Source organism: Streptomyces saintjeani (assembly GCF_055409605.1).
Genome location: NZ_CP189624.1, coordinates 2,587,092 through 2,610,076, shown reverse-complemented (window position 1 = coordinate 2,610,076; position 22,985 = coordinate 2,587,092). Strand labels below are relative to the sequence as shown.

Below are 22,985 nucleotides of genomic sequence, written 5' to 3'. Positions count from 1 at the left end.
GCCGCCTTCACCCTGTACAGAGGGTTGGCCGGTGGGGTTCTCCCCACTGTGGGACGGGGGTTGGCATGCTGGCTCAGCAACTGCCTTGAACGACAAGGTGGTTGGTATGAGGCAACGGTCGGTCAAGGTCATCGGTGTTCTGCTCGCGGCAGCGCTCTGCGGGGGCGCCGCCGCCATCACCCCTGCTCAAGCCGCGCAGCAGAAAGGCAAGTTGAGCCAGCGGGAGTTGGCAGCGGAGGTCGAGCGGGCGTTTGTGGATGCCGGATTCGTGGGGATCTCCGTCGAGGTGAGGGATGGGAGCAAACGCATTCGGGCCCGCGCCGGTACGGCGGAGCTCGGTACCGGCAAGCCTGTTCCGTACGGCGCAAGCTTCCGGGCCGACAGCGCCACCAAACCCTTCGTCGCCACCGTCGTGCTCCAACTCGCCGCAGAGGGGCGGCTGTCGCTGGACGACACGGTGGAGAAGTGGCTGCCAGGAGTCGTCGCCGGGAACGGCAACGACGGCCGCCGGATCACCCTGCGCAATCTGCTCCAGCACACCAGCGGCATCCACAACTACGACTACACGGACGACATCGGCTACAACGCGAAGGCGTTCGAGGAGCACCGGTACGACCATCTCGCGCCGGAGCGGATCATCGCCGGGGCGATGCGCGGCGCACCGGACTTCCCCCCGGCCGACCCGGCGGACCCCGCCCCGAAGTGGAACTACTCCAACCCCAACTACGTACTCGCCGGGATGATCATCGAGCGTGTCACCGGCCGGAGTTGGCGGGCGGAGGTCCACGACAGGATCGTCCGCCCGCTGGGCCTCACCCACACGTACGCCCCCGGCGACGACCCCACCCTTCCCGGACCGCACGCGCACACGTACCACCGCTTCCCCGGCGACGACGGCTGGACCGACACGACCGTACGGAACATGTCGTGGGCGGACGCGGCGGGCGAACTGGTCACCAGCAAAAGGGACTTGGACAGGTTCTTCACGGCCCTCCTCACCGGCCGCCTGCTCCCGCCCGCACAACTCGCGGAGATGAAGCACGTCGTGCCGGTCGGCGCGGACTTCCAAGTCCCGTTCCCCGGACTGCACTACGGCCTCGCGTTGATGCGCCAGCCGCTGACGTGCGGGGGATACCGCTGGGGACATGGCGGAGACGGCGACGGGGACTTCGTACGGAACGGCGTGACAGAGGACGGCCGACGCGGCATCGTCATCACCGCCTCCGGCAAAGTCCCGCAGGACGAACCGCTGTTGAGGGCGGAGGCGCTGCTCCAGAAGCTGACGGACACCGCGTTGTGCGAGGGCATCGAGTAGACAGACCGGGCCCCGGCGGGAACTCCCGCCGGGGCCCGTCCAGTTCAGGTCCTACAGACCGTAGCGCTCCCGCGCCTCCTTGACGGTCGTCGCCTTGATCTCACCCCGGCGGGCGAGCTGGGCGAGCGCCGCGACGACGATCGACTGCGCGTCGACCCCGAAGTGACGGCGAGCGGCCTCACGCGTGTCGGACAGGCCGAACCCGTCCGCGCCGAGCGACGAGTAGTCCTGCTCGACCCACTGCGCGATCTGGTCCGGCACCTGCCGCATGTAGTCGGAGACGGCCAGCACCGGCCCCTCCGCACCCTGGAGCGCCTGCCGGACGTACGGCACCCGCTCCTCACCGCGCAGCAGCGCCGCGTCCGCCTCAAGGGCGTCCCGCCGCAGCTCGGTCCAGGACGTCGCCGACCAGACGTCGGCCGCGACACCCCACTCCTCGGCGAGCAGCTTCTGCGCCTCCAGCGTCCAGTGGATCGCCGTACCCGAGCCGATGAGCTGGATGCGCGCGGCGTTGGCGGCGGGCGAAACCCCCGCCGACTCCGCCGTGTTGAAGCGGTACAGCCCCTTGACGATGGCCTCGTCGATGCCGAGCCCGGAGGGCTTCGCGGGCTGCGGGACGGGCTCGTTGTAGACGGTGAGGTAGTAGAAGACGTTCGGGTCCTCACCGGGCGCGGCCTCGCCGTACATCCGCCGCAGACCGTCCTTGACGATCACGGCGATCTCGTACGCGAACGCGGGGTCGTACGAGAGCGCGGCCGGGTTCGTCGCGGCGATCACCGGCGAGTGGCCGTCCGCGTGCTGGAGGCCCTCACCCGTCAGGGTCGTACGGCCGGCGGTCGCGCCGACGAGGAAGCCGCGGCCGAGCTGGTCGCCGAGCTGCCACATCTGGTCGGCCGTGCGCTGCCAGCCGAACATGGAGTAGAAGATGTAGAACGGGATCATGGCCTCGCCGTGCGTCGAGTACGACGTCGCCGCGGCGATGAAGTCGGCCATGGAACCGGCCTCGGTGATCCCCTCGTTGAGGATCTGCCCGTTGGTCGCTTCCTTGTAGTACATGAGCTGGTCGCGGTCGACGGGCTCGTACGTCTGGCCCTTGGGGGAGTAGATCCCCAGCGACGGGAACAGCGACTCCATGCCGAAGGTCCGCGCCTCGTCGGGCACGATCGGCACCCAGCGCTTGCCGGTCTCCTTGTCGCGGACCAGGTCCTTGACGAGCCGGACGAACGCCATGGTCGTCGCGACGTTCTGCGTGCCGGACCCCTTGTCGAAGGACGCGAACGCCTTCTCGGAGGCGGACGGCAGCGGCGCGATCGCGTGCGTACGGCGGGCCGGGGCCGGGCCGCCGAGGGCCGCGCGGCGCTCCTGGAGGTAGCGGACCTCGGGAGAGTCGGCGCCGGGGTGGCCGTACGGCACCTTGCCGTCGGCGAACGCGCTGTCCGGGATGGGGAGTTCGAGCAGGTCCCGCATCGTCTTGAACTCGTCCACCGACAGTTTCTTCATCTGGTGGTTGGCGTTCTTCGACGCGAAGCCGGTGCCGAGGGTGTGGCCCTTGACGGTCTGCGCGAGGATCACCGTCGGCGCGCCCTTGTGGGAGACCGCCGCCTTGTACGCCGCGTACACCTTGCGCGCCTCGTGCCCGCCGCGCGAGAGGTGGAAACAGTCGAGGATCTTGTCGTCGCTCAGCAGCTTCGCCATCTCGACGAGCGCCGGGTCCTTGCCGAAGAAGTCCTGGCGGATGTAGGCCGCGTCACGCGTCTGGTACGTCTGCACCTGCGCGTCCGGCACCTCGCGCAGCCGCTGGACCAGCGCGCCCGTCGTGTCCAGCGCGAACAGCTCGTCCCACGCGGTGCCCCACAGGGACTTCACGACGTTCCAGCCGGCGCCGCGGAACCGGGCCTCCAGCTCCTGCACGATCTTGAAGTTCGCGCGGACCGGGCCGTCGAGACGCTGGAGGTTGCAGTTGATGACGAACGTGAGGTTGTCGAGGCCCTCGCGGGACGCCAGCGTGAGGGCCGCCGTCGACTCCGGCTCGTCCATCTCGCCGTCGCCGAGGAACGCCCACACGTGCGAGGACGAGACGTCCTTGATGCCGCGCGCGGTCAGGTAGTGGTTGAAGCGGGCCTGGTAGATCGCCGAGATCGGGCCGAGGCCCATGCTCACCGTCGGGAACTCCCACAGCCACGGCAGACGACGCGGGTGCGGGTACGAGGGCAGGCCGTTGCCGCCCGACTCCTGGCGGAAGTTGTCCAGGTGCGCCTCGGTGAGACGGCCGTCCAGGAACGCGCGGGCGTAGATGCCGGGGGAGGCGTGGCCCTGGATGAACAGCTGGTCGCCCGAGCCGGGGGCGTCCTTGGCGTCCTTGCCCTGGAAGAAGTGGTTGAAGCCGGTCTCGTACAGCCACGCCGCCGACGCGAACGTCGCGATGTGGCCGCCTACGCCGTGCTTCGAACCCCTCGTCACCATCGCGGCGGCGTTCCAGCGGTTCCACGCGGTGATCCGGGCCTCCAGGGCCTCGTCACCGGGTACGCCGGGCTCGGCCGCCGTCGGGATCGTGTTGACGTAGTCCGTTTCGAGCAGCTGGGGCAGCGCGATGCCGGTGCCCTCGGCCCTCTCCAGCGTGCGGCGCATCAAGTAAGCGGCCCGGTGGGGGCCGGCGGCCTTCGCGACGGCGTCCAAAGACGCCTGCCACTCCGCAGTCTCCTCCGGGTCACGGTCGTGGAGCTGGTCGAGTGCGCTCGGCTGGATGGCGTTGGGGTCGGTCATGTCGCCGCCTTCCTCAGTCGAAGGGGGGGTGCCCTTGGTCTTTGGCAGGACAGGGCGTCGGACCTCGGTGGAGGTCCAACGGGGACTCTAACTCCCTGATCGATGATCGATCAAAGGGTTGAAGAGCAAAACTTCTCGAACCCGAGAAAGTAGGCACGGGGTGTCTCGAAGTAGGACACCGGGTGCCGCTTGAAATGGGGGTTTGCGCAGGTGGGGGGTGCGTTCTGTAGTTCGGCGACTGCGGGTAGTGGGGGGTTGCTCGCGCAGTTCCCCGCGCCCCTAAAAAACGATGGTGGCTGTGCGGTTGCCAGGTGCGGCATTAAGACAAAAACTCGGCGCAACCCAGTCCTTCAGGGGCGCGGGGAACTGCGCGAACGGCCACGACGGGCCCGCAGCCGCCAGTCCACCGTCACCACCCCACCCCTCACGCGCTCGGCGCACACCCCAGTACGTGGGCCTTCACCAAGTCCGCGATCCTCGGGTCGCGCCTCTTGAACGCCGCCACCAACTCCTCGTGCTCCTCCGCGTACGACTGCTGCACCGTCCCCAGCCAGCGGATCGACAACGCCGTGAACACCTCGATGCCCAGCCCCTCCCACGTGTGCAGCAGCACCGAGTTCCCGGCTGCCCGCACCAACTCCCGGTGGAACGCGACCGTGTGCCGCACCTGCCCCGTACCGTCCGACAAGCGGTCCGCCTCGTACAGGGCCACCACATGAGGCTCCAGCGCCGAGCAGTCCACCGCCAGCGCCTCCGCCGCCAGCTCCGCCGCGATCGCCTCCAGCCCCGCCCGAACCGGGTAACTCTCCTCCAGGTCCGCCGCCGTCAGGTTCCGTACGCGTACGCCCTTGTTGGGAGCCGACTCGATCAGCCGAAGAGACTCCAGCTCGCGCAACGCCTCCCGCACCGGCGTCTGGGACACCTCCAGCTCCGTAGCGATCCGGCGCTCCACGATCCGCTCGCCCGGCTTCCAGCGCCCGCTGACGATCCCCTCCACGATGTGCTCGCGGATCTGCTCGCGCAGCGAGTGGACGACGGGCGCGGTCATGTGGGCTCCTTACGGCGTTTGACGTTTAGACAATACGGCCGCAAGCCGCCGCGGGCAGGGCACGCGGGGGCCCTTTTACGCAGGTGAGACGAGACTTACACGGCAGCCACGGGACAACACGACGAAGCCCCCGCCGGAGGATTTCCGGCGAGGGCAGCGACGTACGGCAAAGAGTGTTACAGGCCGAGCTCTACCTCGTTGAGATCCTCAGCCTTGCGGCTGCCAAGTCAGAGGCCCAACTCGACCTCGAACTCACCGGCCTCCAGGATCGCCTTCACGGCGGTCAGGTAGCGCGCCGCGTCCGCGCCGTCGACCAGGCGGTGGTCGTAGGAGAGCGTCAGGTACGTCATGTCGCGCACCGCGATGACCGTACCCTCCTCCGTCTCCAGGACGGCCGGCCGCTTGACCGTGGCACCGATGCCGAGGATCGCGACCTGCCCCGGCGGCACGATGATCGTGTCGAAGAGCGCGCCACGCGACCCCGTGTTGGAGATCGTGAAGGTCGCCCCGGACAGCTCGTCCGGCGTGATCTTGCTGGCGCGGACCTTGCCGGCGAGGTCGGCGGTGGCCTTGGCGATACCGGCGATGTTGAGGCCGCCGGCGCCCTTGATGACCGGGGTCATCAGGCCCTTCTCGGAGTCCACCGCGATCCCGATGTTCTCGGAGTCGAAGTAGGTGATGGTCCCCTCGGCCTCGTTGATCTTCGCGTTGATGACCGGGTGGGCCTTGAGGGCCTGGGCCGCGGCCTTGACGAAGAACGGCATCGGCGAGAGCTTGACGCCCTCACGCGCGGCGAAGGAGTCCTTGGCCTGCGTACGGAGCTTCATCAGCTTCGTGATGTCGACCTCGACGACCGAGGACAGCTGCGCCTGCTCGTGCAGCGCCTTGACCATGTTGTCGCCGATGACCTTGCGGATGCGCGGCATCTTGACGGTCTGGCCACGCAGGGGCGACGCCTCCAGGACGGGGGTCGTCTTCTTCGGCGCGGCGGCAGCGGCGGCGACCGGCGCGGGGGCCGGAGCGGCGGCGGCCTTCGCGGCCTCGGCGGCGGCGACGACGTCCTGCTTGCGGATCCGGCCGCCGACACCCGTGCCCTTGACGGCCGCGAGGTCGACACCGTTCTCGGCGGCGAGCTTGCGGACGAGCGGAGTGACGTACGCACCGTCGTCACCGGCGGTGGCGGGCGCGGCGGGCGCCGGGGCCACCGGGGCGGGGGCGGCGACCGGGGCGGCGGGCGCGACCGGAGCCGGGGCAGCCGCGACGGGCGCGGGGGCGACCGGGGCGGGAGCCGGAGCGGCCGGGGCCGGGGCCGGGGCGACCGGCGCGGGCGCGGCGACGGGAGCCGGGGCGGCAGCGGCGGCCGGAGCGGCACCGGGCGCACCGATGACGGCGAGCTTCGCGCCGACCTCGGCCGTCTCGTCCTCGCCGACGACGATCTCCAGCAGGACACCGGCGACGGGCGCCGGGATCTCCGTGTCGACCTTGTCGGTGGAGACCTCCAGGAGAGGCTCGTCCTCGGCGACCTCCTCGCCGACCGACTTCAGCCAGCGGGTGACGGTGCCCTCGGTGACGGACTCGCCGAGCGCGGGCAGGACGACGTCCGTACCGGACGCGCCACCGGCGGCCGGAGCTGCGGCGGGAGCCTCGGCCACGGGGGCCGGAGCGGCGGGCGCCTCAGCCACAGGCGCCGGCGCGGCCGGAGCCGCGACGGGCTCGGCGGCCGGGGCCGCTGCGGGAGCCCCGGTGCCGTCGTCGATGATGGCCAGCTCGGCGCCGACCTCGACCGTCTCGTCCTCGGCGACCTTGATGGACGCGAGGATGCCGGACGCGGGCGCGGGGATCTCGGTGTCGACCTTGTCGGTCGAGACCTCGAGCAAGGGCTCGTCGGCCTCGACGCGCTCACCCTCGGCCTTGAGCCAGCGGGTGACGGTGCCCTCGGTGACGCTCTCACCGAGCGCCGGAAGGGTTACGGAAACCGCCATGGTTTCGGTTGCTCCTTACGAGTTGCGGAAAGTCTGTGTCGTCGCTTCGGTGACCGAGGGTCAGTCGTGCGCGTGAAGCGGCTTGCCGGCCAGGGCGAGGTGGGCCTCGCCGAGAGCCTCGTTCTGCGTCGGGTGCGCGTGGATGAGCTGCGCGACCTCGGCCGGCAGCGCCTCCCAGTTGTAGATCAGCTGGGCTTCGCCGACCTGCTCACCCATGCGGTCGCCGACCATGTGGACGCCGACCACAGCGCCGTCCTTGACCTGGACGAGCTTGATCTCGCCCGCGGTCTTCAGGATCTTGCTCTTTCCGTTGCCCGCGAGGCTGTACTTCAGGGCGACGACCTTGTCCGCGCCGTAGATCTCCTTGGCCTTCGCCTCGGTGATGCCCACGGAGGCGACCTCGGGGTGGCAGTACGTCACCCGGGGCACGCCGTCGTAGTCGATCGGCACGGCCTTGAGGCCGGCCAGCCGCTCCGCCACCAGGATGCCCTCGGCGAAGCCGACGTGCGCGAGCTGGAGCGTGGGGACGAGGTCGCCGACGGCGGAGATCGTCGGGACGTTGGTGCGCATGTACTCGTCGACCAGGACGTAGCCGCGGTCCATCGCGACGCCCTGCTCCTCGTAGCCGAGACCGGCGGAGACGGGGCCGCGGCCGACGGCCACGAGCAGGACCTCGGCCTCGAACTCCTTGCCGTCGGCCAGCGTGACCTTGACGCCGTCGGCCGTGTACTCGGCCTTCGAGAAGAACGTGCCCAGGTTGAACTTGATGCCGCGCTTGCGGAACGCGCGCTCAAGAAGCTTGGAGGAGTTCTCGTCCTCAAGGGGGGCGAGGTGCTTCAGACCCTCGATGATCGTGACGTCCGCACCGAAGGACTTCCACGCGGAGGCGAACTCGACGCCGATGACACCGCCGCCGAGGATGATCGCGGACTGCGGGACGCGGTCCAGGACGAGGGCGTGGTCCGAGGAGATGATCCGGTTGCCGTCGATCTCCAGGCCCGGCAGCGACTTCGGCACGGAGCCGGTCGCGAGGAGGACGTGACGGCCCTGGACGCGCTGGCCGTTGACGTCGACCGAGGTGGGGGAGGACAGGCGCCCCTCGCCCTCGATGTACGTCACCTTGCGGGAGGCGACGAGACCCTGGAGGCCCTTGTACAGGCCCGAGATCACGTCGTCCTTGTACTTGTGGACGCCCGCGATGTCGATGCCCTCGAAAGTGGCCTTGACACCGAACTGCTCGCTCTCCCGAGCCTGGTCCGCGACTTCGCCCGCGTGCAGCAGGGCCTTGGTGGGGATGCAGCCCCGGTGCAGGCAGGTACCGCCGACCTTGTCCTTCTCGATCAGGGCGACGTCCAGACCCAGCTGCGCCCCGCGCAGCGCCGCGGCGTAACCACCGCTGCCACCGCCGAGGATCACTAGGTCGAAAACGGTGCTGGCGTCGTTCGCCACGTCACGTCCTCCATGCATGTGCGCCGTACGCCGGTCGTCACTGACCGGCAGGCGGCTGGTGTCCGGCCGCTCATTGCTTCGGCCCTTGGATGGGGGCCCTGTCCTGCCGCCCCCCATCCTCGCACTTGTACAACGCGGACGAGACACGGGGCTGGGGTGTGAGACACCACACGGGACCCGAGGTCGGGGGACGTCTGGAGGGGGGCGAGGGCCACGCCCTCAGACACGCGGACAGCCGACGACGGAGATCAGCCGACTCCCTCAGGGGCGCGGGGCTGTGTCGATGTGCGGCTCCGCCGCGTGGGCGCGGACAGCCGGCGAGGGAGATCAGCCGACTCCCTCAGGGGCGCGGGGCTGTACCGATGTGCGGCTCCGCCGCGCGGGCGCGAGCAGCCGACGACGGGGATCAGCCGACTCCTCAGGGGCGCGGGGAACTGCGCGAGCAACCCACCACGCCCCTGAAGCCGCCCTACGACGGAAGCACCCCACTCAGTGGGCGAACCGTCAGCCCAGGTCGCCCGAGGCGGTCAACTCGGCGAGCCGGACCAGCGTACGTACCGCCGACCCCGTCCCCCCCTTGGGCGTGTACCCGAACGGCCCGCCCTCGTTGAACGCCGGCCCGGCGATGTCGAGGTGCGCCCAGGTGATGCCCTCGCCCACGAACTCCTGGAGGAAGAGCCCGGCGACAAGGCCACCACCCATCCGCTCACCCATGTTCGCGATGTCGGCCGTGGGGGAGTCCATCCCCTTGCGGAGGTGGGCCGGCAGCGGCATCGGCCAGGCCGGCTCGCCGACCTCCTCCGCCGCGTCGTAGATCGCGGAGCGGAACGCGTCGTCGTTGGCCATCACACCGAACGTCCGATTCCCCAGCGCCAGCATCATCGCGCCGGTGAGCGTCGCGACGTCCACGATGGCGTCCGGCTTCTCCAGCGACGCCGCCCACAGCGCGTCCGCGAGAACGAGCCGCCCCTCCGCGTCCGTGTTGAGCACCTCCACGGTCTTGCCGCTGAACATCCGCAGCACGTCCCCGGGCCGCACGGCCGTCCCCGACGGCATGTTCTCGGCGAGCGCCAGCCACCCGGTGAGGTTCACCTCCAGCTCAAGCCGGGCGGCGGAGACGACAGCCGCGAAGACGGCCGCCGCGCCACTCATGTCGCACTTCATCGTCTCGTTGTGCCCGGCGGGCTTCAGCGAGATACCACCGGAGTCGTACGTGATCCCCTTGCCGACGAACGCGAGGTTCTTCGCGGCCTTCGGGTGGCTGTACGACAGCTTCACGAGCCGAGGAGCCGACGCGGACCCCTGCCCGACGCCGAGAATCCCCCCGTACCCCCCCTCGGTGAGCGCCTTCTCGTCGAGCACCTCGACCTTGAACCCGTGCACCTTGCCCGCGTCGACGACGAGCGCGGCGAACGCGGCCGGGTCGAGGTCGTTCGGCGGCATGTTGATGAGATCCCGCGCCCGGTTCAGCTCCTCGGACACGGCGACGGCGCGGGCGAGCGCCGCCTTCTGCACGGCGTCCCGGGGCTTGCCCCCCAGCAGCGCGGCCTCCCCGAGCGGCGCCTTGCCGCCCTTCCCCTTGGCGCTCTCCTTGTACGTGTCGAAGGAGTACGCCCCGAGCAGCACGCCCTCGGCGACCGCCCCGACCTCCCCGGCCTCGCCCAGCGGCAGCGCGAACGCGGCCTTCTTGGTCCCGGCCAGCGCCCGGGCGGCAGCGCCGGCGGCCCGCCGCAGCGCCTCCGCCTCGTACGCCGCGTCCTTCGCGGGCTCCGCGCCGAGACCCACCGCGACGATCAGCGGTGCCTTGAAGCCGGCCGGCGCGGGCAGCTTCGTGATCTCCCCCTCGGCGCCGGACGCGCCGAGGGTCTCCAGGACGGCGGCGAGCTTGCCGTCGTAGGACTTGTCCACGGCTTCCGAGCCCGGCGCGACAACCGGGCCCTTCGCGCCCTTGGCGACACCGATCACGATCGCGTCGGCCCGGAGGCCGGGCGCCGCGGCGGTGCTGAGAGTGAGAGCAGTCACGGTGGTGATTTCTCCGCTTCCGAATATGAGAGTGCTGTGGCCGAACGGTGTGGGTCGACCGAACCCGGCCGTCGACATTAGGTCGGCCACCGGCGCACGGTCGTGCCGGGGTCCCTCTCATCGGCGCGGCGAACCGATGCGACAGATCCCGCCATGAGCCTACGCGGGTGTGTGCGTCCGCTCACGCCCGCGCGTGTTCACCTCGCGGTAAAGGGGATCATCCTCGGAGAACGTCTGCCGCACAGTCTGGAGCCGGTCCGTTGAGACGCGCCCCCTTGGTCATCCTTCCGCTGCTGCTGCTCATCGGCTGTACGAGTACGTCGGCACCCGACGAGGACGACCCCACCCCGACTCCTTCGGCGCCGAGTGGCCGTTGGCAGCCCCGGCCCGGTGTCGCCTGGCAATGGCAGCTGAACGGCAAGCTCGACACGTCCGTCGACGTCCCCGTCTACGACATCGACGGCTTCGACCAGTCCAAGGCGACGGTCGCGGCGCTCCACGCAAAGAACCGCAAGGTCATCTGCTACATCTCGACCGGCGCGTACGAGGACTGGCGCCCCGACGCCGCGGACTTCCCCAAGTCGGTCATCGGCAGGAGCAACGGCTGGGAGGGCGAACGCTGGCTGGACATCCGCCAGTTGAACACCCTCGAACCCTTGATGGCCAAGCGCCTGGACATGTGCAAGGAGAAGGGCTTCGACGCGGTGGAGCCGGACAACATGGACGGCTACCGCAACGAAACGGGCTTCCCTCTAACCCCCGACGACCAACTCCACTACAACCGCCTGATAGCCAAACTCTCCCACGACCGAGGCATGTCGGTGGGCCTGAAAAACGACATGGACCAAATCCCGTCCCTCCTAAACGACTTCGACTTCGCGGTCAACGAACAGTGCGCCCAGTACGACGAATGCGACACGCTCACACCATTCATCAAGGCGAACAAGGCGGTGTTCCACGTGGAGTACGAACTCCCGACGACCAAGTTCTGCAAGGAGTCAAGGAAGTTGAAACTGAGCTCACTGGAGAAGAAGTACGAGCTGGGGGCATGGCGCAGATCATGTTGAAACGAACGTCAGGCTGATGCCGTTTTTTAGGGGCGAGGGGCGAGGGGCGAGGGGCGAGGGGCGAGGGGCGAGGGGCGAGGGGCGAGGGGCGAGGGGCGAGGGGCGAGGGGCGAGGGGCGAGGGGCGAGGGGCGAGGGGCGAGGGGCGAGGGGCGAGGGGCGAGGGGCGAGGGGCGAGGGGCGAGGGGCGAGGGGCGAGGGGCGAGGGGTGCGTGGGGCGAGGGGTGCGTGGGGCGAGGGGTGCGGGGGTCGAAGGGCGCGGGGATCAAGGGGCGCGGGGGTCGGCTGGACGGCGCCGGTCACCGCAACGCCGTTAGGGGCGCGGGGAACTGCGCGACCAGCCACAACGGCGCCGCACCCGCCACACAACCATCCGCCCCCCTCCGATACCGCGCTCACCCCACCGTCAGCACGACCAAACTCACCACCCCCGCCACCTCCGCAACCCCCCCGAACACATCCCCGGTCACCCCACCGAACCTCTTCAAGCACCGCCGCAACAACAACTCCGCCGCCCCCACCCCCAACACGACGGCCGGCACCGCCGCAACCACCCCGACCCACCACCCCACCATCCCCGCGCACAACCCCACCGCACCCCCGACTCCCCACACCCACCGCACCGGTACAACCCCTGCAACAGCCGCCCCCAACCCTTCCGGCCGAGCCGCCGGTACCCCCGCCCGCGCCGCGAACGTCAACGCCAGCCGAGCCACCACCGCACCCACCACCACCCCGAACGCCCCCCGCCCCCACGACTCCTCGTACAGCCGAGTCACCGCGGCGACCTGAGCCAACAGCACCAACACCAGCGTCAGCACCCCGAACGGCCCGATATCGGACTGCTTCATGATGCGCAGGGCGTCTTCCGGAGGCTTCCCGCTCCCGAGCCCATCAGCCGTATCGGCCAGCCCGTCAAGATGCAGCCCCCGAGTGAGAACCGCGGGAACGGCCACCGAAGCGACAGCGGCCACCATCGCCCCCGTACCCAGCACCAGCAGCACCCCCCCGAGCGCAGCCGCACACCCCCCGACCACCACCCCCACCACCGGCGCCCACGTCATCCCACCCCGCGCGGCCCCCCGGTCCCACCGGGACACACGGACCGGAATCACCGTCAGCGTGCCGAAGGCGAACCGCAGGCCGTGGAGGGAGAGACTGTCGGACATCGAGGGCATCGGGGCAGATTATCCGACGGTCACACCGAGCCCCACCGGCAACAGGGATAAAGTGCGCACATGGGACATTGGCTGCAACGGAACATCGTAGAACCGGGCAAACTCCCCCTCCTCCTGGCCCTCACAGCCTTCGTCCTGACGTTCCTCCTCACCCGCCTGGTGACCCGCCTGATCCGCGCGGGCAAGGGCCCGTTCGGCAACGTCGAGGCGGGCGGCCTGCACATCCACCACGTCGTACCCGGCGTGGTCCTGACGGTGATCGGCGGCTTCGGCGCGATCGCGACCGGCACGCACGGCGCGGGCGCCTGCGCCTCGGCGGTCTGCTTCGGCATCGGCACGGGCCTGGTCCTGGACGAGTTCGCGCTGATCCTGCACCTGGACGACGTGTACTGGACGGAGGAGGGCCGCAAGAGCGTGGAGGTGGTGGTCCTGACGGCGGCGCTGGTCGGCCTGGTCCTCCTCGGCTACTCCCCGCTGGGAGTGGACGACCTCTCGAACGACGAGGTGGCGGGCAGAGGCGTAGCCCTGACGACGGTGGTCATCAACTTCCTCCTCTCCCTGATCGCCCTGGCGAAGGGCAAGGCCCGCACGGCGATCTTCGGCGCCATCGTCCCCACGGTCGCCCTGATCGGCGCGATCCGCCTGGCCCGCCCCAAGTCCCCCTGGGCCCGCCACTTCTACACCCGCCGCCCCCGAGCAAGAGCCCGAGCCGAACGCAGAGCGGCCCGCAGCGACCGCCGCTGGTCACGGGTACGAAGGTGCGTGGAGGAACTGGTGGGAGGCAAACCGGACCCGTCGTCACGCTGAGAAGGAAACGGGCCCCTCACAGCCTCACCCTCTCCGTACGCCACCTCTTCGCGGCCCCCTCGCCGCGCCTCTCGCCTCGCTCCCTCGCTCTCATCTCCCCACCCTCTCCGCCTCCCCCGTCACCCCACCCGCAAGCTCATGCTCACCCACTCTCCGCCCCCACCACTCCCGGACCCCCACCAGCACCCCCACCGCGACGATCGCCGCCACATGCTCCTTCCCCGCGAGGTTCGCCTTCACGGCCACCTCCACCACCATCGCGAGCACCACCACCGCACCCGTCGCATACGCCCGATACCGCCACGCCAGATACACCGCGAGCCCCACGACCGCGGCCGACGGCCCCGTGTCGACGATCTTCGCGGCCGAGGCCGGCAGCCCCAGCACCGGCACATCGGGCCCCAGCGCGACCCCCACGCGCGCGTACAACGTCCCGGCGAGCGTCGCGGTGTACGCGACGGCCAGCGTCCGCCCCCACCCCAGACAGATCTCCGCGAGCCCGAACACCAGCAGGATCTGGGCCAGCGCACCCCAGACCGGCAGGTCGAGCGCGGGGACGAAGAGGGAGAGCGGCGTACGGAGGAGGGCCAGGAGCAGCGGGTCCTGCGCGCGGACCGCGCCGAGGTCCTGGACGACCTGGTACCCCCAGTCGAGGTTCTGCGCGGCTTGCAGCACCGACGTCGTACAGACCGCCGCGACCGTCATCACCGGCACGGCCCACCGCCGCCGCACGGCGAGCCACAGCGGCCCCCACTCGGTACGGGCCCACCGGACGAGCACGTTCATCGGCGACCTCCCGGCAACCATCCCGGCACCTCCAGAAACCCCTCCGCCCGAGCCGACGCCAGCCCGATCCGGGGCAGGTCCGCGCTCTTCTCGAAGAGCAGGAACCGTGGTTCCCAGATCGGCCGGTACTTCGCGTTGGCCCGGTAGAGGGACTCGATCTGCCACCACCGGGAGCAGAAGCTGAGCAGCGACCGCCACAGCCGCAGCACGGGCCCGGCCCCGAGCCGCGCCCCCCGTTCGAAGACGGACCGGAACATCGCGAAGTTGAGCGAGACCTGAGTGATCCCGATCTCCCCGCCCCGCCGCAGGAGTTCGATGACCATGTACTCCATCAGCCCGTTGTCGCTGCCGCGATCACGCCGCATGAGGTCGAGGGAGAGCCCGTGGGGCCCCCACGGTACGAAGGACAGCAGCGCCCGGGGCACCTCCTCCGCGTCGAAGCACTCGACGACCACGCACCGCCCGTCCCGGGGGTCCCCGAGCCTGCCGAGCGCCATGCTGAAGCCGCGCTCGGTGTCCCCGTCCCGCCACGCGTCGGCCAGCCGCACGACCCCGGCCATCTCGGCACCCGGAACCTCCTCGTGCCGCCGGATCCGTACGGTGTACCCGGCCCGCCGCACCCGGTTGTACGCCTGCCGCACGGTCCGCATCGCCCTGCCCTCCAGCGTGAACTCGTCCACTTCCACGATCGCCTCGTCCCCGAGTTCCAGCGCGTCGAGCCCGTGCCGCCGGTACACGTTCCCCGCCTCTTCCCCGGCCCCCATCACCGCTGGAATCCACCCGTGCGCCCGCGCTTCGTCGAGCCACGGCGCAATGGCTCCCGGCCACGCCTCGGGATCTCCGAGCGGATCTCCCGAGGCCAGCGAAACGCCTCCGACGACCCGATAAGTGACAGCGGCTTTGTGCGTCGGCGACCACACGACGCTCTTTTCACGCCGCAGGGAGAAATAGCCGAGGGAATCCCGCTCGCCGTGTCTGTCGAGCAGTTCCCGGAGCCGTTTCTCGTCCTCGTCCCCCAGCGGATCGACGACCCGGCGGGAACGGAACGCGGCGTACAGCACGGCGAGGACGAGTACGGTGCTCATCCCGTTGACGGCGACATCGACCCAGGTGGGCGGCGCGACCCCCGACTCCTCGGCGGACACCGACACGAGCCGCAGGGTGCCGTACCACCACTGCCGCACGAAGCCACCGCCCGCCGTGTCGGTGAGCGCGACCAGCCCCCCGGCCAGCAAGGACGCGCCCAGCAGCCCGCCCCCGCCCACCAGAGCCGCGAGCTTCGGGTTGGCCCGGTCCCCTTTCGCGTAGAACTCCCGCCGTCCGAGAAGCAACGCCACCACGAATCCGGCGGTGATTCCGAGGGACACCCAATTCTGCGGATAACGCCGGACCTCGGGCAGCAGCATGGCCACGGAGAACAGCAGCAGAAATGCTCCGCTGAGCCCCAGATTGAGAATCCAGGCGGCCCGTTTCCGCCGCCTTGTCATGACGGCGAGAAACGTGGCGAAAACCCCGGAGGAAAACCCGGCGGTCAAGAGATAAGGCGTGAACAGATCCGCCTGATTGTGCTGCCGGACATCCTGCCCGAACGACACCCACACCCCACTGAGGAAGTTGACGAACGCAACCACCCGCAGATACCAGACAACAACAGCACCAGCCCGAACGCGTCCCATGCGTCGGGATGCTATGTCCCGTTATGCGGAAACCTGACGATCACCGCGCAAGGGCGCAGCCCGATACGACGGGACTGCGCCCACCCCCCTACTCGTCGCCGGACGCCTCGGACTCCACGGCCTCGTCCGCAGGTTTCTCCTCGGCCTTCTCCGGCAACTCCGCGGCCAACGCGGCGGCAGCCTGCACCAACGGCAGCGCCAGCACGCCCCCCGCACCCTCCCCGACCCGCACGTTCTGCTCCAGCAGCGGCTCCAGCGCCATCCGGTCCAGCGCCTTCGCCTGCCCCGGCTCCCCGGTCCTGTGTGCGGCCAGCCACCAGTCGGGCGCGCGGAAAGCGACACGCTGGCCGACGAGCGCACACGCGGCGACCACCACCCCGTCCAGCACGACCGGCAGCTTCCGTACGGCGCACTGGAGGAGGAACCCGGTCATCGCGGCGAGGTCCGCCCCGCCGACGGTCGCGAGCAACTGGAGCTGATCCCCGAGCACGGGCCGGGCCCGCCGCAGCGCGTCCCGGATCGCCGCGCACTTGCGCATCCAGGCCAGGTCGTCGATGGCGAGCCCGCCACGCCCGGTCACCACGGAAGCGTCCGTCCCGCAGAGCGCGGCGATCAGCACACCGGCCGCCGTCGTCCCGCCCACACTCACATCACCCAGCACCACGAGGTCGGTCCCCGAGTCGGCCTCCTCGTCGGCGACCGCCACCCCCGCACGGAACGCCGCCTCCGCCTCCTCCAGGGTCAGCGCGTCCTCGATGTCGATACGCCCGCTGCCCCGCCGTACCCGATGCCGTCCGACCTCCGCCGGGAACGTGTCCGGCTCGCAGTCCAGGGACATGTCCACGACCCGTACCGGGACCCCGGCGCGGCGCGCCAGCACGGAGACGGGGCGACCGCCCTCAAGCACCGCGCGGACCAGCTCGGCGGCGGTCCCGGCAGGCCGTGCGGAGACGCCGAGTTCCGCGATCCCGTGGTCCCCGGCGAACAGCACGACCCGGGGATTGTCGACCGGGCGCACCGGGACCACGCCCTGCGCCGCCGCCAGCCACTCACCCAGGTCGTCGAGGCGCCCCAGCGCACCGGGCGGCACGATCTGACGCTCCCGCCGCGCCTCCGCGTCGCGCCGTACCCCGCCGTCGGGGCGCTCGATCAGATCGGTGAAGTCGTCGAGATTAAGCGAGCTCATTCGCCGAACAGTACCGGCCCCGGTCGAACAGTTTCCGCGCCACATCTCCCCGCCGGGGGTGCGGCGTCGTTGCACGCAAGATCGCGATCCCATACGTTCCGTTTCGCGAAGATTGTCGGCCAGTGGGGAGCGCTCATGCCGGACGTCCAGGAACCGCGCCGCGACACCTGTCCCTGGTGCGGCTCCCAACGCCTCCGCACGGGCCGGGGGTACGCCGAGTGCGAGGAGTGCGGGCACGGTTTCCGCGCGACGGCGGGCGCTGTACGGGGACCGCTCCTGACCCGCGCCCTCGCCACCCGCACAACTCGCCGCCGCCTCCTCGCGACCGCCCACGCGATGGCCCCGTTCCCGGAGCCGGAGAGCTGGCTGGACGTCGGTACGGGGTACGCGGACTTCCCCGAGGCGGCGAAGGAGTTGTTCACGTACACGTCCTTCGACGGGGTGGACACGACGCCTCGCGTGGACCGGGCACGCTCGGCGGGCCGGGTGGAGGAGGCGCACCGGGGACTGGGCCCCGCGCTCGACTCCCGCTACGACGTGGTGAGCGTCCTGCACCACTTGGCACACACCCCGGACCCCCGGGCCGAACTGTCCGCAGCACTCCGCGCATTGCGCCCCGGCGGCCACGCGCTCCTGGAACTCCCGGCCCGCACGCCCTTGAACAAGTGGCGCCTCCCGCAGGCCCACCACCTGATCCCCCTGGAAAACCTCCGCACAGAACTGGAGTCCCAGGGCTGCGAAATCATCACGACGGACCGCCGAGGGGCACACATCCCGTACGACGCATCAACAGCAACAGCGCTGCTCCTGACTCGCCACATCCCACCCCGTATGCACCCTCTGACGAAACCCCTACTGGCGCTAGCGACAGCACTGGACCACATCTTGGCCCCATTGCTACGCCGCACCCGCTTCGCGAACACGTACAGGGTGATCGCGAGAAAGAGGAAGGGGGTGGCGTAGGGGGAGTGCTTCGGCTGCGGCCCGGTGGGGGCTGATCGCGCAGTTCCCCGCGCCCCTAAAAACACCGACGCTGACCGCACATCGACACAGCCCCGCACCTGAAAAGCTACGGTCACTGCCGGTTCTTCAGGGGCGCGGGGCTGTATCGATGTGCGGCTCCGCCGCGTGGGCGCGAGCAACCACAAGGCACCCGCACCCGCCCCACCACCTCAGCCCCGCAGGACCATCGCCTGCCCCGCCACCACCAGCACAACCTGTTCGCACTCCCCAGCCACCCCCGCGTTCAGCCTCCCCAGCTCGTCCCGGTACCGGCGGCCGGAGGCCGTTGCGGGGACGATCCCTGAACCCACCTCGTTCGATACGACGACCACTGTCCGCTGGGTCCCCCGCAGCGCCTCCAGCAGTTCGCCGACCCTTCCACGGAGCGCCTTCTCCCCCCCGTCCGCCCACACCGCGTCGTCCCACGCCCCGACGGAGTCCATCGCATCGGTGAGCCACAGGGACAGACAGTCGATGAGCAACGGCGCCCCCTCCTCCACCAGCAACGGCACCAGATCGCAGGTCTCGGCGGTACGCCAGGACCCGGGCCGCCGTTCACGGTGGAGGGCGACCCGGGAGGCCCACTCCGTGTCACCCCCACGCGCCCCGCCCGTCGCGACGTACAGGACATCCGGAAACGCCTCCAACCGCCGCTCCGCCTCGACGGACTTCCCGGACCGCGCGCCACCGAGAACGAGGGTGCGACGGGGAACGTCGGGTACGTCCTCGTAGACGCCGACCGTGAGGGTCGTACCGTCCCCCACGGCCCGAGCCCCGACCGCGGCGAGCCGGCGCCGAAGTTCGGGCCCAGGGGGGACGTCATGGTCAAGGTGAACGGCGATCACATCGGTCGTGGCGCCGACAGCCCCCACCGCCCGCAGCCGGGCAAGAGCGTCCGGCCGCCCCACGACATCGAGCAGAACCATGTCGTACCGCTGCCCCCCACCCTCCTCAAGCCCCGCAGGAGCCCCACCGGGCGGCAGATACAGCATCCGCTGCCCGTCGCCCCCGGTGACGGCGTACCCGGTCCCCCCGGCATCCATGGCGACGGCCCGCACCCGATGCCCGGTCAACAGGGCCAACTCCCGCCCATCGGGCACACGCCCGGGCCGGGGAAGCCCAGGAGGCACCTCGACAGCGGGCCCGTCATGGGGATGGGACAACAACACCTGCCGCACCCCCCCGAGCGACTGCCCGGCCCGGGCGGCGGCAAAGGCGGCCCCGGGAGTGAGATCGAGCAGAAGGGCCCCGTCGACCAGCACGGAGGCAGCCGCCCGGACCTCCTCCCCGAGAGACACGGCACACACCGCACAAGCACAGTCAGGACGGGGAAGCCCCGCAGGGGCACCGGTACCGAGCAGAGTCAATTCCACGGATCGATTTTCACCTGAAGGAGAAGCGAACGCGCGACATGGGCAAAGGACTCGCGAACAACCCCCACCGGCCGGTCAGCCGAACAACAACCTCGAAGCCCCCTACGACCGGCCCACCTGACCGCATACTCTGGGCCACCGGACCAAGATCAGACCCCGGTCACACCAGGAGGCGTACATGGCGGCATGGACGTGGCGGTTCGAGAAGACCGACGGGACGGAGGTCCAACCCGCCGTGGAACCGGAGGAGTTCACCACGCAGGGCGACGCCGAGTCCTGGATCGGCGAACAGTGGCAGGCCCTGGCGGAGGGCGGCGCGGACCAGGTACGCCTCTTCGAGGACACCACGGAGATCTACGGCCCGATGAGCCTGCACCCGGCAGACTCCTGAGCCAGGAGAACCACACCGCCCGGTGGGGAACCCCTCACCGGGCGGTGGTACGAGCGGTCAGCCCCGCACGCCACACAGGTGGATCAACGCGGCGACCCCCCGATAGGGATCCGTACGCCCGGCCCGCTCCTCGGCGGCGAGCAACGGCCCCAGATCCTCGGGCACGACCGCGTCGTCGGGAGCCGCGTCGGTGAACACCCGAACCCCGTACCAGGCCTGGAGCGGCGCCCCGATCCCGGCCAGCGCATCGGTCAGCGTGGCCAGCCGGTCCGCCCGCACATCGAGCCCGAGCCGATTCGTGTAGTCGAAGGAGTCGAACGCGGCCTGCGCGGTGGCCCAGTCCCCGGACAGCCCGGGCCGCATGGCGAGGGCGTCCCCGTTGCGGACGAGAAGGGACACCATCCCCCCGGGCGCGAGCATCCGCCCGAGCCCGGCGAGAAGCGCGTCGGGATCGGGAACATACATCAGGACCCCATGACAGAGCACGACGTCGAAGCTGCCCGGCAGGAAGTGGACACCGGTCTCCCGCCCGTCACCCTCTATGATCCGCACCCGCTCGCGGATGCCCTCGGGCTCACGGGCGAGCGCCTCACGGGCGGTGGCCAGCATCAGCGGATTCTGTTCGAGCCCGGTCACCTCGTGACCGAGCCGGGCGAGCCGCAGGGCCTGCGTACCCTGCCCCATCCCGACGTCGAGGACCCGCAGCCGCCGTCCGACGGAGTACCGCCCGGCTATCTGTTCGTCGAGCTGGCGTGCCACCAGTTCCTGTCGTACGACGTCCCGCAGCCCACCCAGCCGGTCGAGCCAGGCCTCGGCCGCGTCCCCGGAGAACGACGGCGACGTGCTCAGAGCTTCGCACCCCGCTTGACCTGCGGCTTCGGCAGGCGGAGCCGACGAACCTGGAGGGAGCGCATGAGGGCGTACGGCACGGCGCCCTTGTGGCTCTCCTCGGGGAAGCGGGCCGTGAGCTGCTTGCGGAGCCGGAAGCTGATGACGACCGAGTCGAGCACGATCAGCACGATCAGGACCAGCCACAGCAGCAGCGAGAGCGTCTGGAGCTCGGCGACGCGGACGATGCTCAGCGCGAGGATCACGACGGCCATCGGCAGGAACGTCTCCGCGACGTTCAGCCGGGAGTCGATGTAGTCCCGGGTGAACTTGCGGACCTTGCCCTGGTCGCGCGCGGGCAGGTAGCGCTCGTCGCCACCGGCGAGGGCCTCGCGCTGCTTGTCCAGCTGGCGCCTGCGCTCCTCGCGCTGGCGCTTCGCCGCCTCCTTCCGCGTCATCGGCGTGTTGGAGACGCTGCGGCGCTGGGAGCGGGCCTCACTGCGCTTCGGCGTGGGCCGGCCCTTGGGGGCCTGCGGGTCTCGGGTCTGAGTGGAGTCGGTCAGCGACGCCTCGTCGGCGGCGGCCTTCTCGTCCTTGGTGGCACGGCTACGGAACACAAAACCCAAGGGTAAGCGTTCCGGACGCATGGACCCCAGTCGGGCGGGGAACGATCCGGCAACGCCGGTCGTCTTGTAAGCCAAGGGGTTCACCTACTCCTTACGCCGGATCGGGGGCGGACACAGTCGTCCTTGGGGAGGAGCGCATCCGTTCCGGAACAGTGCGTCAATGGAGGCAGGGCCCGTACTGTGGGTTCTGTCGCAGATCGTGAGCTGGAGACTGTCAGAAGGGGGCGCGCGAAGCCCATGAGCGGTGTCATGAAGCGTATGGGGATGATCTTCCGCGCGAAGGCGAACAAAGCCCTTGACCGGGCCGAGGACCCGCGCGAAACCCTCGATTACTCGTACCAGAAGCAGCTGGAGCTGCTCCAGAAGGTCCGCCGGGGCGTGGCCGACGTCGCCACCTCCCGCAAGCGGCTGGAGCTCCAGCTCAACCAGTTGCAGTCCCAGTCGTCCAAGCTGGAGGACCAGGGCCGCAAGGCGCTCGCCCTCGGCCGTGAGGACCTCGCCCGCGAGGCGCTGTCCCGCCGCGCCGCGCTCCAGCAGCAGGTCACCGACCTGGAGACGCAGCACTCCACGCTCCAGGGCGAGGAGGAGAAGCTCACCCTCGCGGCCCAGCGGCTCCAGGCCAAGGTGGACGCCTTCCGTACGAAGAAGGAGACCATCAAGGCGACGTACACCGCCGCGCAGGCCCAGACCCGGATCGGTGAGGCGTTCTCCGGCATCTCCGAGGAGATGGGGGACGTCGGCCTCGCGATCCAGCGTGCCGAGGACAAGACCGCGCAGCTCCAGGCCCGCGCGGGTGCGCTGGACGAGCTGCTCGCGTCGGGTGCCCTCGACGACCCCACGGGTCTCGCCAAGGACGACATCCAGACCGAGCTGGACCGTCTCTCCGGTGGTACTGATGTAGAGCTGGAACTCCAGCGCATGAAGGCCGAGCTGGCCGGCGGTCCCTCCGCCTCCCAGCAGGCCATCGAAGGCGGCGCCGGTCAGTCCCAGCCCCAACAACAGCCACAGGACACCCCCCGCTTCGACAAGCAGTAGGGGTCACGCCAAGGAGGTCGTCATGATCGTGCGGATCATGGGTGAGGGCCAGCTGGAACTCTCGGAAACCCACCTCCCCGAACTGAACAAACTGGACGACGACCTCCTGACGGCTCTCGAATCCGCCGACACCCAGGCGTTCCGCCACACCCTGACGGCCCTCCTGAACGAGGTCCGCCGCCTGGGCACACCCCTCCCGGACGAGACCCTGGAACCCTCCGACCTGATCCTCCCCGCCCCGGACGCGACCCTCGCCGAGGTCCGCGCGATGCTGAACAACGACGGCCTGATCCCAGGCTGACGGAACGGACCCCGAGAGGGACGCGGGGCTGTATCGATACACGGCTCCACCGCATGGGCGCGACCAGCAACCCGCACCCTGGCACCGGCGCGGTCACACAAGCCGACGGGGCCTTGTTGAGGCACGAGAGCTGTCCGACCCTCAGGGGCGC

At 70.2% G+C, this 22,985-nt stretch carries 19 protein-coding genes; 7 read left to right on the top strand and 12 right to left on the bottom strand.

Annotated features, from left to right (window positions below; translation table 11 throughout):
* Nucleotides 1-106: 106 nt before the first annotated feature.
* Nucleotides 107-1,315, top strand: coding sequence for a serine hydrolase domain-containing protein (locus ACQCO7_RS11615; RefSeq protein WP_464071747.1), 1,209 nt, complete (start codon nucleotides 107-109; stop codon nucleotides 1,313-1,315).
* 51 nt (nucleotides 1,316-1,366) lie between these two features.
* On the opposite strand, the gene aceE is transcribed toward ACQCO7_RS11615, so the two are convergent.
* The 5 genes from aceE to ACQCO7_RS11590 form a co-directional block, all read right to left on the bottom strand.
* Nucleotides 1,367-4,078 (bottom strand): pyruvate dehydrogenase (acetyl-transferring), homodimeric type, encoded by a 2,712-nt coding sequence (gene aceE, locus ACQCO7_RS11610; protein WP_464071746.1) that lies wholly within the window; start codon nucleotides 4,076-4,078, stop codon nucleotides 1,367-1,369.
* A gap of 424 nt (nucleotides 4,079-4,502) precedes the next feature.
* Nucleotides 4,503-5,126, bottom strand: coding sequence for a GntR family transcriptional regulator (locus ACQCO7_RS11605; protein ID WP_464071745.1), 624 nt, complete (start codon nucleotides 5,124-5,126; stop codon nucleotides 4,503-4,505).
* Nucleotides 5,127-5,353: 227 nt separating this feature from the next.
* Complete coding sequence (gene sucB, locus ACQCO7_RS11600) at nucleotides 5,354-7,108, bottom strand: 2-oxoglutarate dehydrogenase, E2 component, dihydrolipoamide succinyltransferase (protein WP_464071744.1); 1,755 nt, start codon at nucleotides 7,106-7,108, stop codon at nucleotides 5,354-5,356.
* Nucleotides 7,109-7,168: 60 nt separating this feature from the next.
* Nucleotides 7,169-8,557 carry a dihydrolipoyl dehydrogenase gene (gene lpdA, locus ACQCO7_RS11595; RefSeq protein WP_355876539.1) on the bottom strand — a complete coding sequence of 463 codons (1,389 nt, stop codon included), beginning with the start codon at nucleotides 8,555-8,557 and terminating at the stop codon, nucleotides 7,169-7,171.
* A gap of 504 nt (nucleotides 8,558-9,061) precedes the next feature.
* Nucleotides 9,062-10,579 (bottom strand): leucyl aminopeptidase, encoded by a 1,518-nt coding sequence (locus tag ACQCO7_RS11590; protein ID WP_464071743.1) that lies wholly within the window; start codon nucleotides 10,577-10,579, stop codon nucleotides 9,062-9,064.
* A 260-nt stretch (nucleotides 10,580-10,839) separates the two neighbouring features.
* On the opposite strand from ACQCO7_RS11590, the gene ACQCO7_RS11585 reads away from it, so the two are divergent.
* The gene (locus ACQCO7_RS11585; protein WP_464071742.1) at nucleotides 10,840-11,646 is read left to right on the top strand and encodes an endo alpha-1,4 polygalactosaminidase; all 807 of its coding nucleotides are present in this window, start codon (nucleotides 10,840-10,842) and stop codon (nucleotides 11,644-11,646) included.
* Nucleotides 11,647-12,040: 394 nt separating this feature from the next.
* Here the strand turns inward: ACQCO7_RS11585 and ACQCO7_RS11580 are convergent, their stop codons facing one another.
* Complete coding sequence (locus tag ACQCO7_RS11580; protein WP_464071741.1) at nucleotides 12,041-12,823, bottom strand: adenosylcobinamide-GDP ribazoletransferase; 783 nt, start codon at nucleotides 12,821-12,823, stop codon at nucleotides 12,041-12,043.
* Between the two features lie 60 nt (nucleotides 12,824-12,883).
* Between ACQCO7_RS11580 and ACQCO7_RS11575 the strand changes: the two genes are divergently transcribed.
* A complete protein-coding gene (locus tag ACQCO7_RS11575) occupies nucleotides 12,884-13,630 on the top strand; it encodes a hypothetical protein (protein WP_464071740.1) in 747 nt (248 codons plus the stop codon).
* A gap of 90 nt (nucleotides 13,631-13,720) precedes the next feature.
* On the opposite strand, the gene ACQCO7_RS11570 is transcribed toward ACQCO7_RS11575, so the two are convergent.
* From ACQCO7_RS11570 to cobT, 3 genes are all read right to left on the bottom strand, one after another.
* Nucleotides 13,721-14,416, bottom strand: coding sequence for a hypothetical protein (locus ACQCO7_RS11570; RefSeq protein ID WP_464071739.1), 696 nt, complete (start codon nucleotides 14,414-14,416; stop codon nucleotides 13,721-13,723).
* Complete coding sequence (locus tag ACQCO7_RS11565; RefSeq protein WP_464071738.1) at nucleotides 14,413-16,092, bottom strand: phosphatidylglycerol lysyltransferase domain-containing protein; 1,680 nt, start codon at nucleotides 16,090-16,092, stop codon at nucleotides 14,413-14,415. Before ACQCO7_RS11565 ends, ACQCO7_RS11570 begins: the two co-directional genes overlap by 4 nt.
* Before the next feature lie 88 nt (nucleotides 16,093-16,180).
* Nucleotides 16,181-17,278, bottom strand: a complete 1,098-nt coding sequence (gene cobT / locus ACQCO7_RS11560) for a nicotinate-nucleotide--dimethylbenzimidazole phosphoribosyltransferase (RefSeq protein WP_464071737.1) — start codon at nucleotides 17,276-17,278, stop codon at nucleotides 16,181-16,183.
* A gap of 135 nt (nucleotides 17,279-17,413) precedes the next feature.
* Here cobT and ACQCO7_RS11555 point away from each other — a divergent pair, with 135 nt between their 5' ends.
* Nucleotides 17,414-18,241 carry a methyltransferase domain-containing protein gene (locus tag ACQCO7_RS11555; RefSeq protein ID WP_464071736.1) on the top strand — a complete coding sequence of 276 codons (828 nt, stop codon included), beginning with the start codon at nucleotides 17,414-17,416 and terminating at the stop codon, nucleotides 18,239-18,241.
* Nucleotides 18,242-18,450: 209 nt separating this feature from the next.
* Here ACQCO7_RS11555 and ACQCO7_RS11550 read toward each other — a convergent pair whose 3' ends face one another.
* Nucleotides 18,451-19,653, bottom strand: a complete 1,203-nt coding sequence (locus ACQCO7_RS11550; RefSeq protein WP_464071735.1) for a bifunctional adenosylcobinamide kinase/adenosylcobinamide-phosphate guanylyltransferase — start codon at nucleotides 19,651-19,653, stop codon at nucleotides 18,451-18,453.
* Between the two features lie 178 nt (nucleotides 19,654-19,831).
* Between ACQCO7_RS11550 and ACQCO7_RS11545 the strand changes: the two genes are divergently transcribed.
* On the top strand, nucleotides 19,832-20,044 hold the full coding sequence (locus ACQCO7_RS11545) for a hypothetical protein (protein ID WP_010360665.1): 213 nt from the start codon (nucleotides 19,832-19,834) through the stop codon (nucleotides 20,042-20,044).
* Nucleotides 20,045-20,101: 57 nt separating this feature from the next.
* On the opposite strand, the gene ACQCO7_RS11540 is transcribed toward ACQCO7_RS11545, so the two are convergent.
* On the bottom strand, nucleotides 20,102-20,803 hold the full coding sequence (locus tag ACQCO7_RS11540) for a class I SAM-dependent methyltransferase (protein WP_464071734.1): 702 nt from the start codon (nucleotides 20,801-20,803) through the stop codon (nucleotides 20,102-20,104).
* A gap of 86 nt (nucleotides 20,804-20,889) precedes the next feature.
* Nucleotides 20,890-21,519 (bottom strand): DUF3043 domain-containing protein, encoded by a 630-nt coding sequence (locus ACQCO7_RS11535; RefSeq protein ID WP_464077195.1) that lies wholly within the window; start codon nucleotides 21,517-21,519, stop codon nucleotides 20,890-20,892.
* A 216-nt stretch (nucleotides 21,520-21,735) separates the two neighbouring features.
* Here ACQCO7_RS11535 and ACQCO7_RS11530 point away from each other — a divergent pair, with 216 nt between their 5' ends.
* Both ACQCO7_RS11530 and pspAA read left to right on the top strand, forming a co-directional pair.
* Complete coding sequence (locus ACQCO7_RS11530) at nucleotides 21,736-22,533, top strand: PspA/IM30 family protein (protein WP_409114701.1); 798 nt, start codon at nucleotides 21,736-21,738, stop codon at nucleotides 22,531-22,533.
* Nucleotides 22,534-22,555: 22 nt separating this feature from the next.
* A complete protein-coding gene (gene pspAA, locus ACQCO7_RS11525; RefSeq protein WP_464071733.1) occupies nucleotides 22,556-22,834 on the top strand; it encodes a PspA-associated protein PspAA in 279 nt (92 codons plus the stop codon).
* The last annotated feature ends 151 nt before the right edge of the window (nucleotides 22,835-22,985 follow it).

What these genes read in the sequence shown, in the direction of transcription:
- ACQCO7_RS11615 (WP_464071747.1), top strand. Translation starts at nt 107, where the DNA reads ATGAGGCAACGGTCGGTCAAGGTCATCGGTGTTCTGCTCGCGGCAGCG.
- aceE (WP_464071746.1), bottom strand. Translation starts at nt 4,078, where the DNA reads ATGACCGACCCCAACGCCATCCAGCCGAGCGCACTCGACCAGCTCCAC.
- ACQCO7_RS11605 (WP_464071745.1), bottom strand. Translation starts at nt 5,126, where the DNA reads ATGACCGCGCCCGTCGTCCACTCGCTGCGCGAGCAGATCCGCGAGCAC.
- sucB (WP_464071744.1), bottom strand. Translation starts at nt 7,108, where the DNA reads ATGGCGGTTTCCGTAACCCTTCCGGCGCTCGGTGAGAGCGTCACCGAG.
- ACQCO7_RS11580 (WP_464071741.1), bottom strand. Translation starts at nt 12,823, where the DNA reads ATGCCCTCGATGTCCGACAGTCTCTCCCTCCACGGCCTGCGGTTCGCC.
- ACQCO7_RS11575 (WP_464071740.1), top strand. Translation starts at nt 12,884, where the DNA reads ATGGGACATTGGCTGCAACGGAACATCGTAGAACCGGGCAAACTCCCC.
- ACQCO7_RS11570 (WP_464071739.1), bottom strand. Translation starts at nt 14,416, where the DNA reads ATGAACGTGCTCGTCCGGTGGGCCCGTACCGAGTGGGGGCCGCTGTGG.
- ACQCO7_RS11565 (WP_464071738.1), bottom strand. Translation starts at nt 16,092, where the DNA reads ATGGGACGCGTTCGGGCTGGTGCTGTTGTTGTCTGGTATCTGCGGGTG.
- cobT (WP_464071737.1), bottom strand. Translation starts at nt 17,278, where the DNA reads ATGAGCTCGCTTAATCTCGACGACTTCACCGATCTGATCGAGCGCCCC.
- ACQCO7_RS11555 (WP_464071736.1), top strand. Translation starts at nt 17,414, where the DNA reads ATGCCGGACGTCCAGGAACCGCGCCGCGACACCTGTCCCTGGTGCGGC.
- ACQCO7_RS11545 (WP_010360665.1), top strand. Translation starts at nt 19,832, where the DNA reads ATGGCGGCATGGACGTGGCGGTTCGAGAAGACCGACGGGACGGAGGTC.
- ACQCO7_RS11535 (WP_464077195.1), bottom strand. Translation starts at nt 21,519, where the DNA reads ATGCGTCCGGAACGCTTACCCTTGGGTTTTGTGTTCCGTAGCCGTGCC.
- ACQCO7_RS11530 (WP_409114701.1), top strand. Translation starts at nt 21,736, where the DNA reads ATGAGCGGTGTCATGAAGCGTATGGGGATGATCTTCCGCGCGAAGGCG.
- pspAA (WP_464071733.1), top strand. Translation starts at nt 22,556, where the DNA reads ATGATCGTGCGGATCATGGGTGAGGGCCAGCTGGAACTCTCGGAAACC.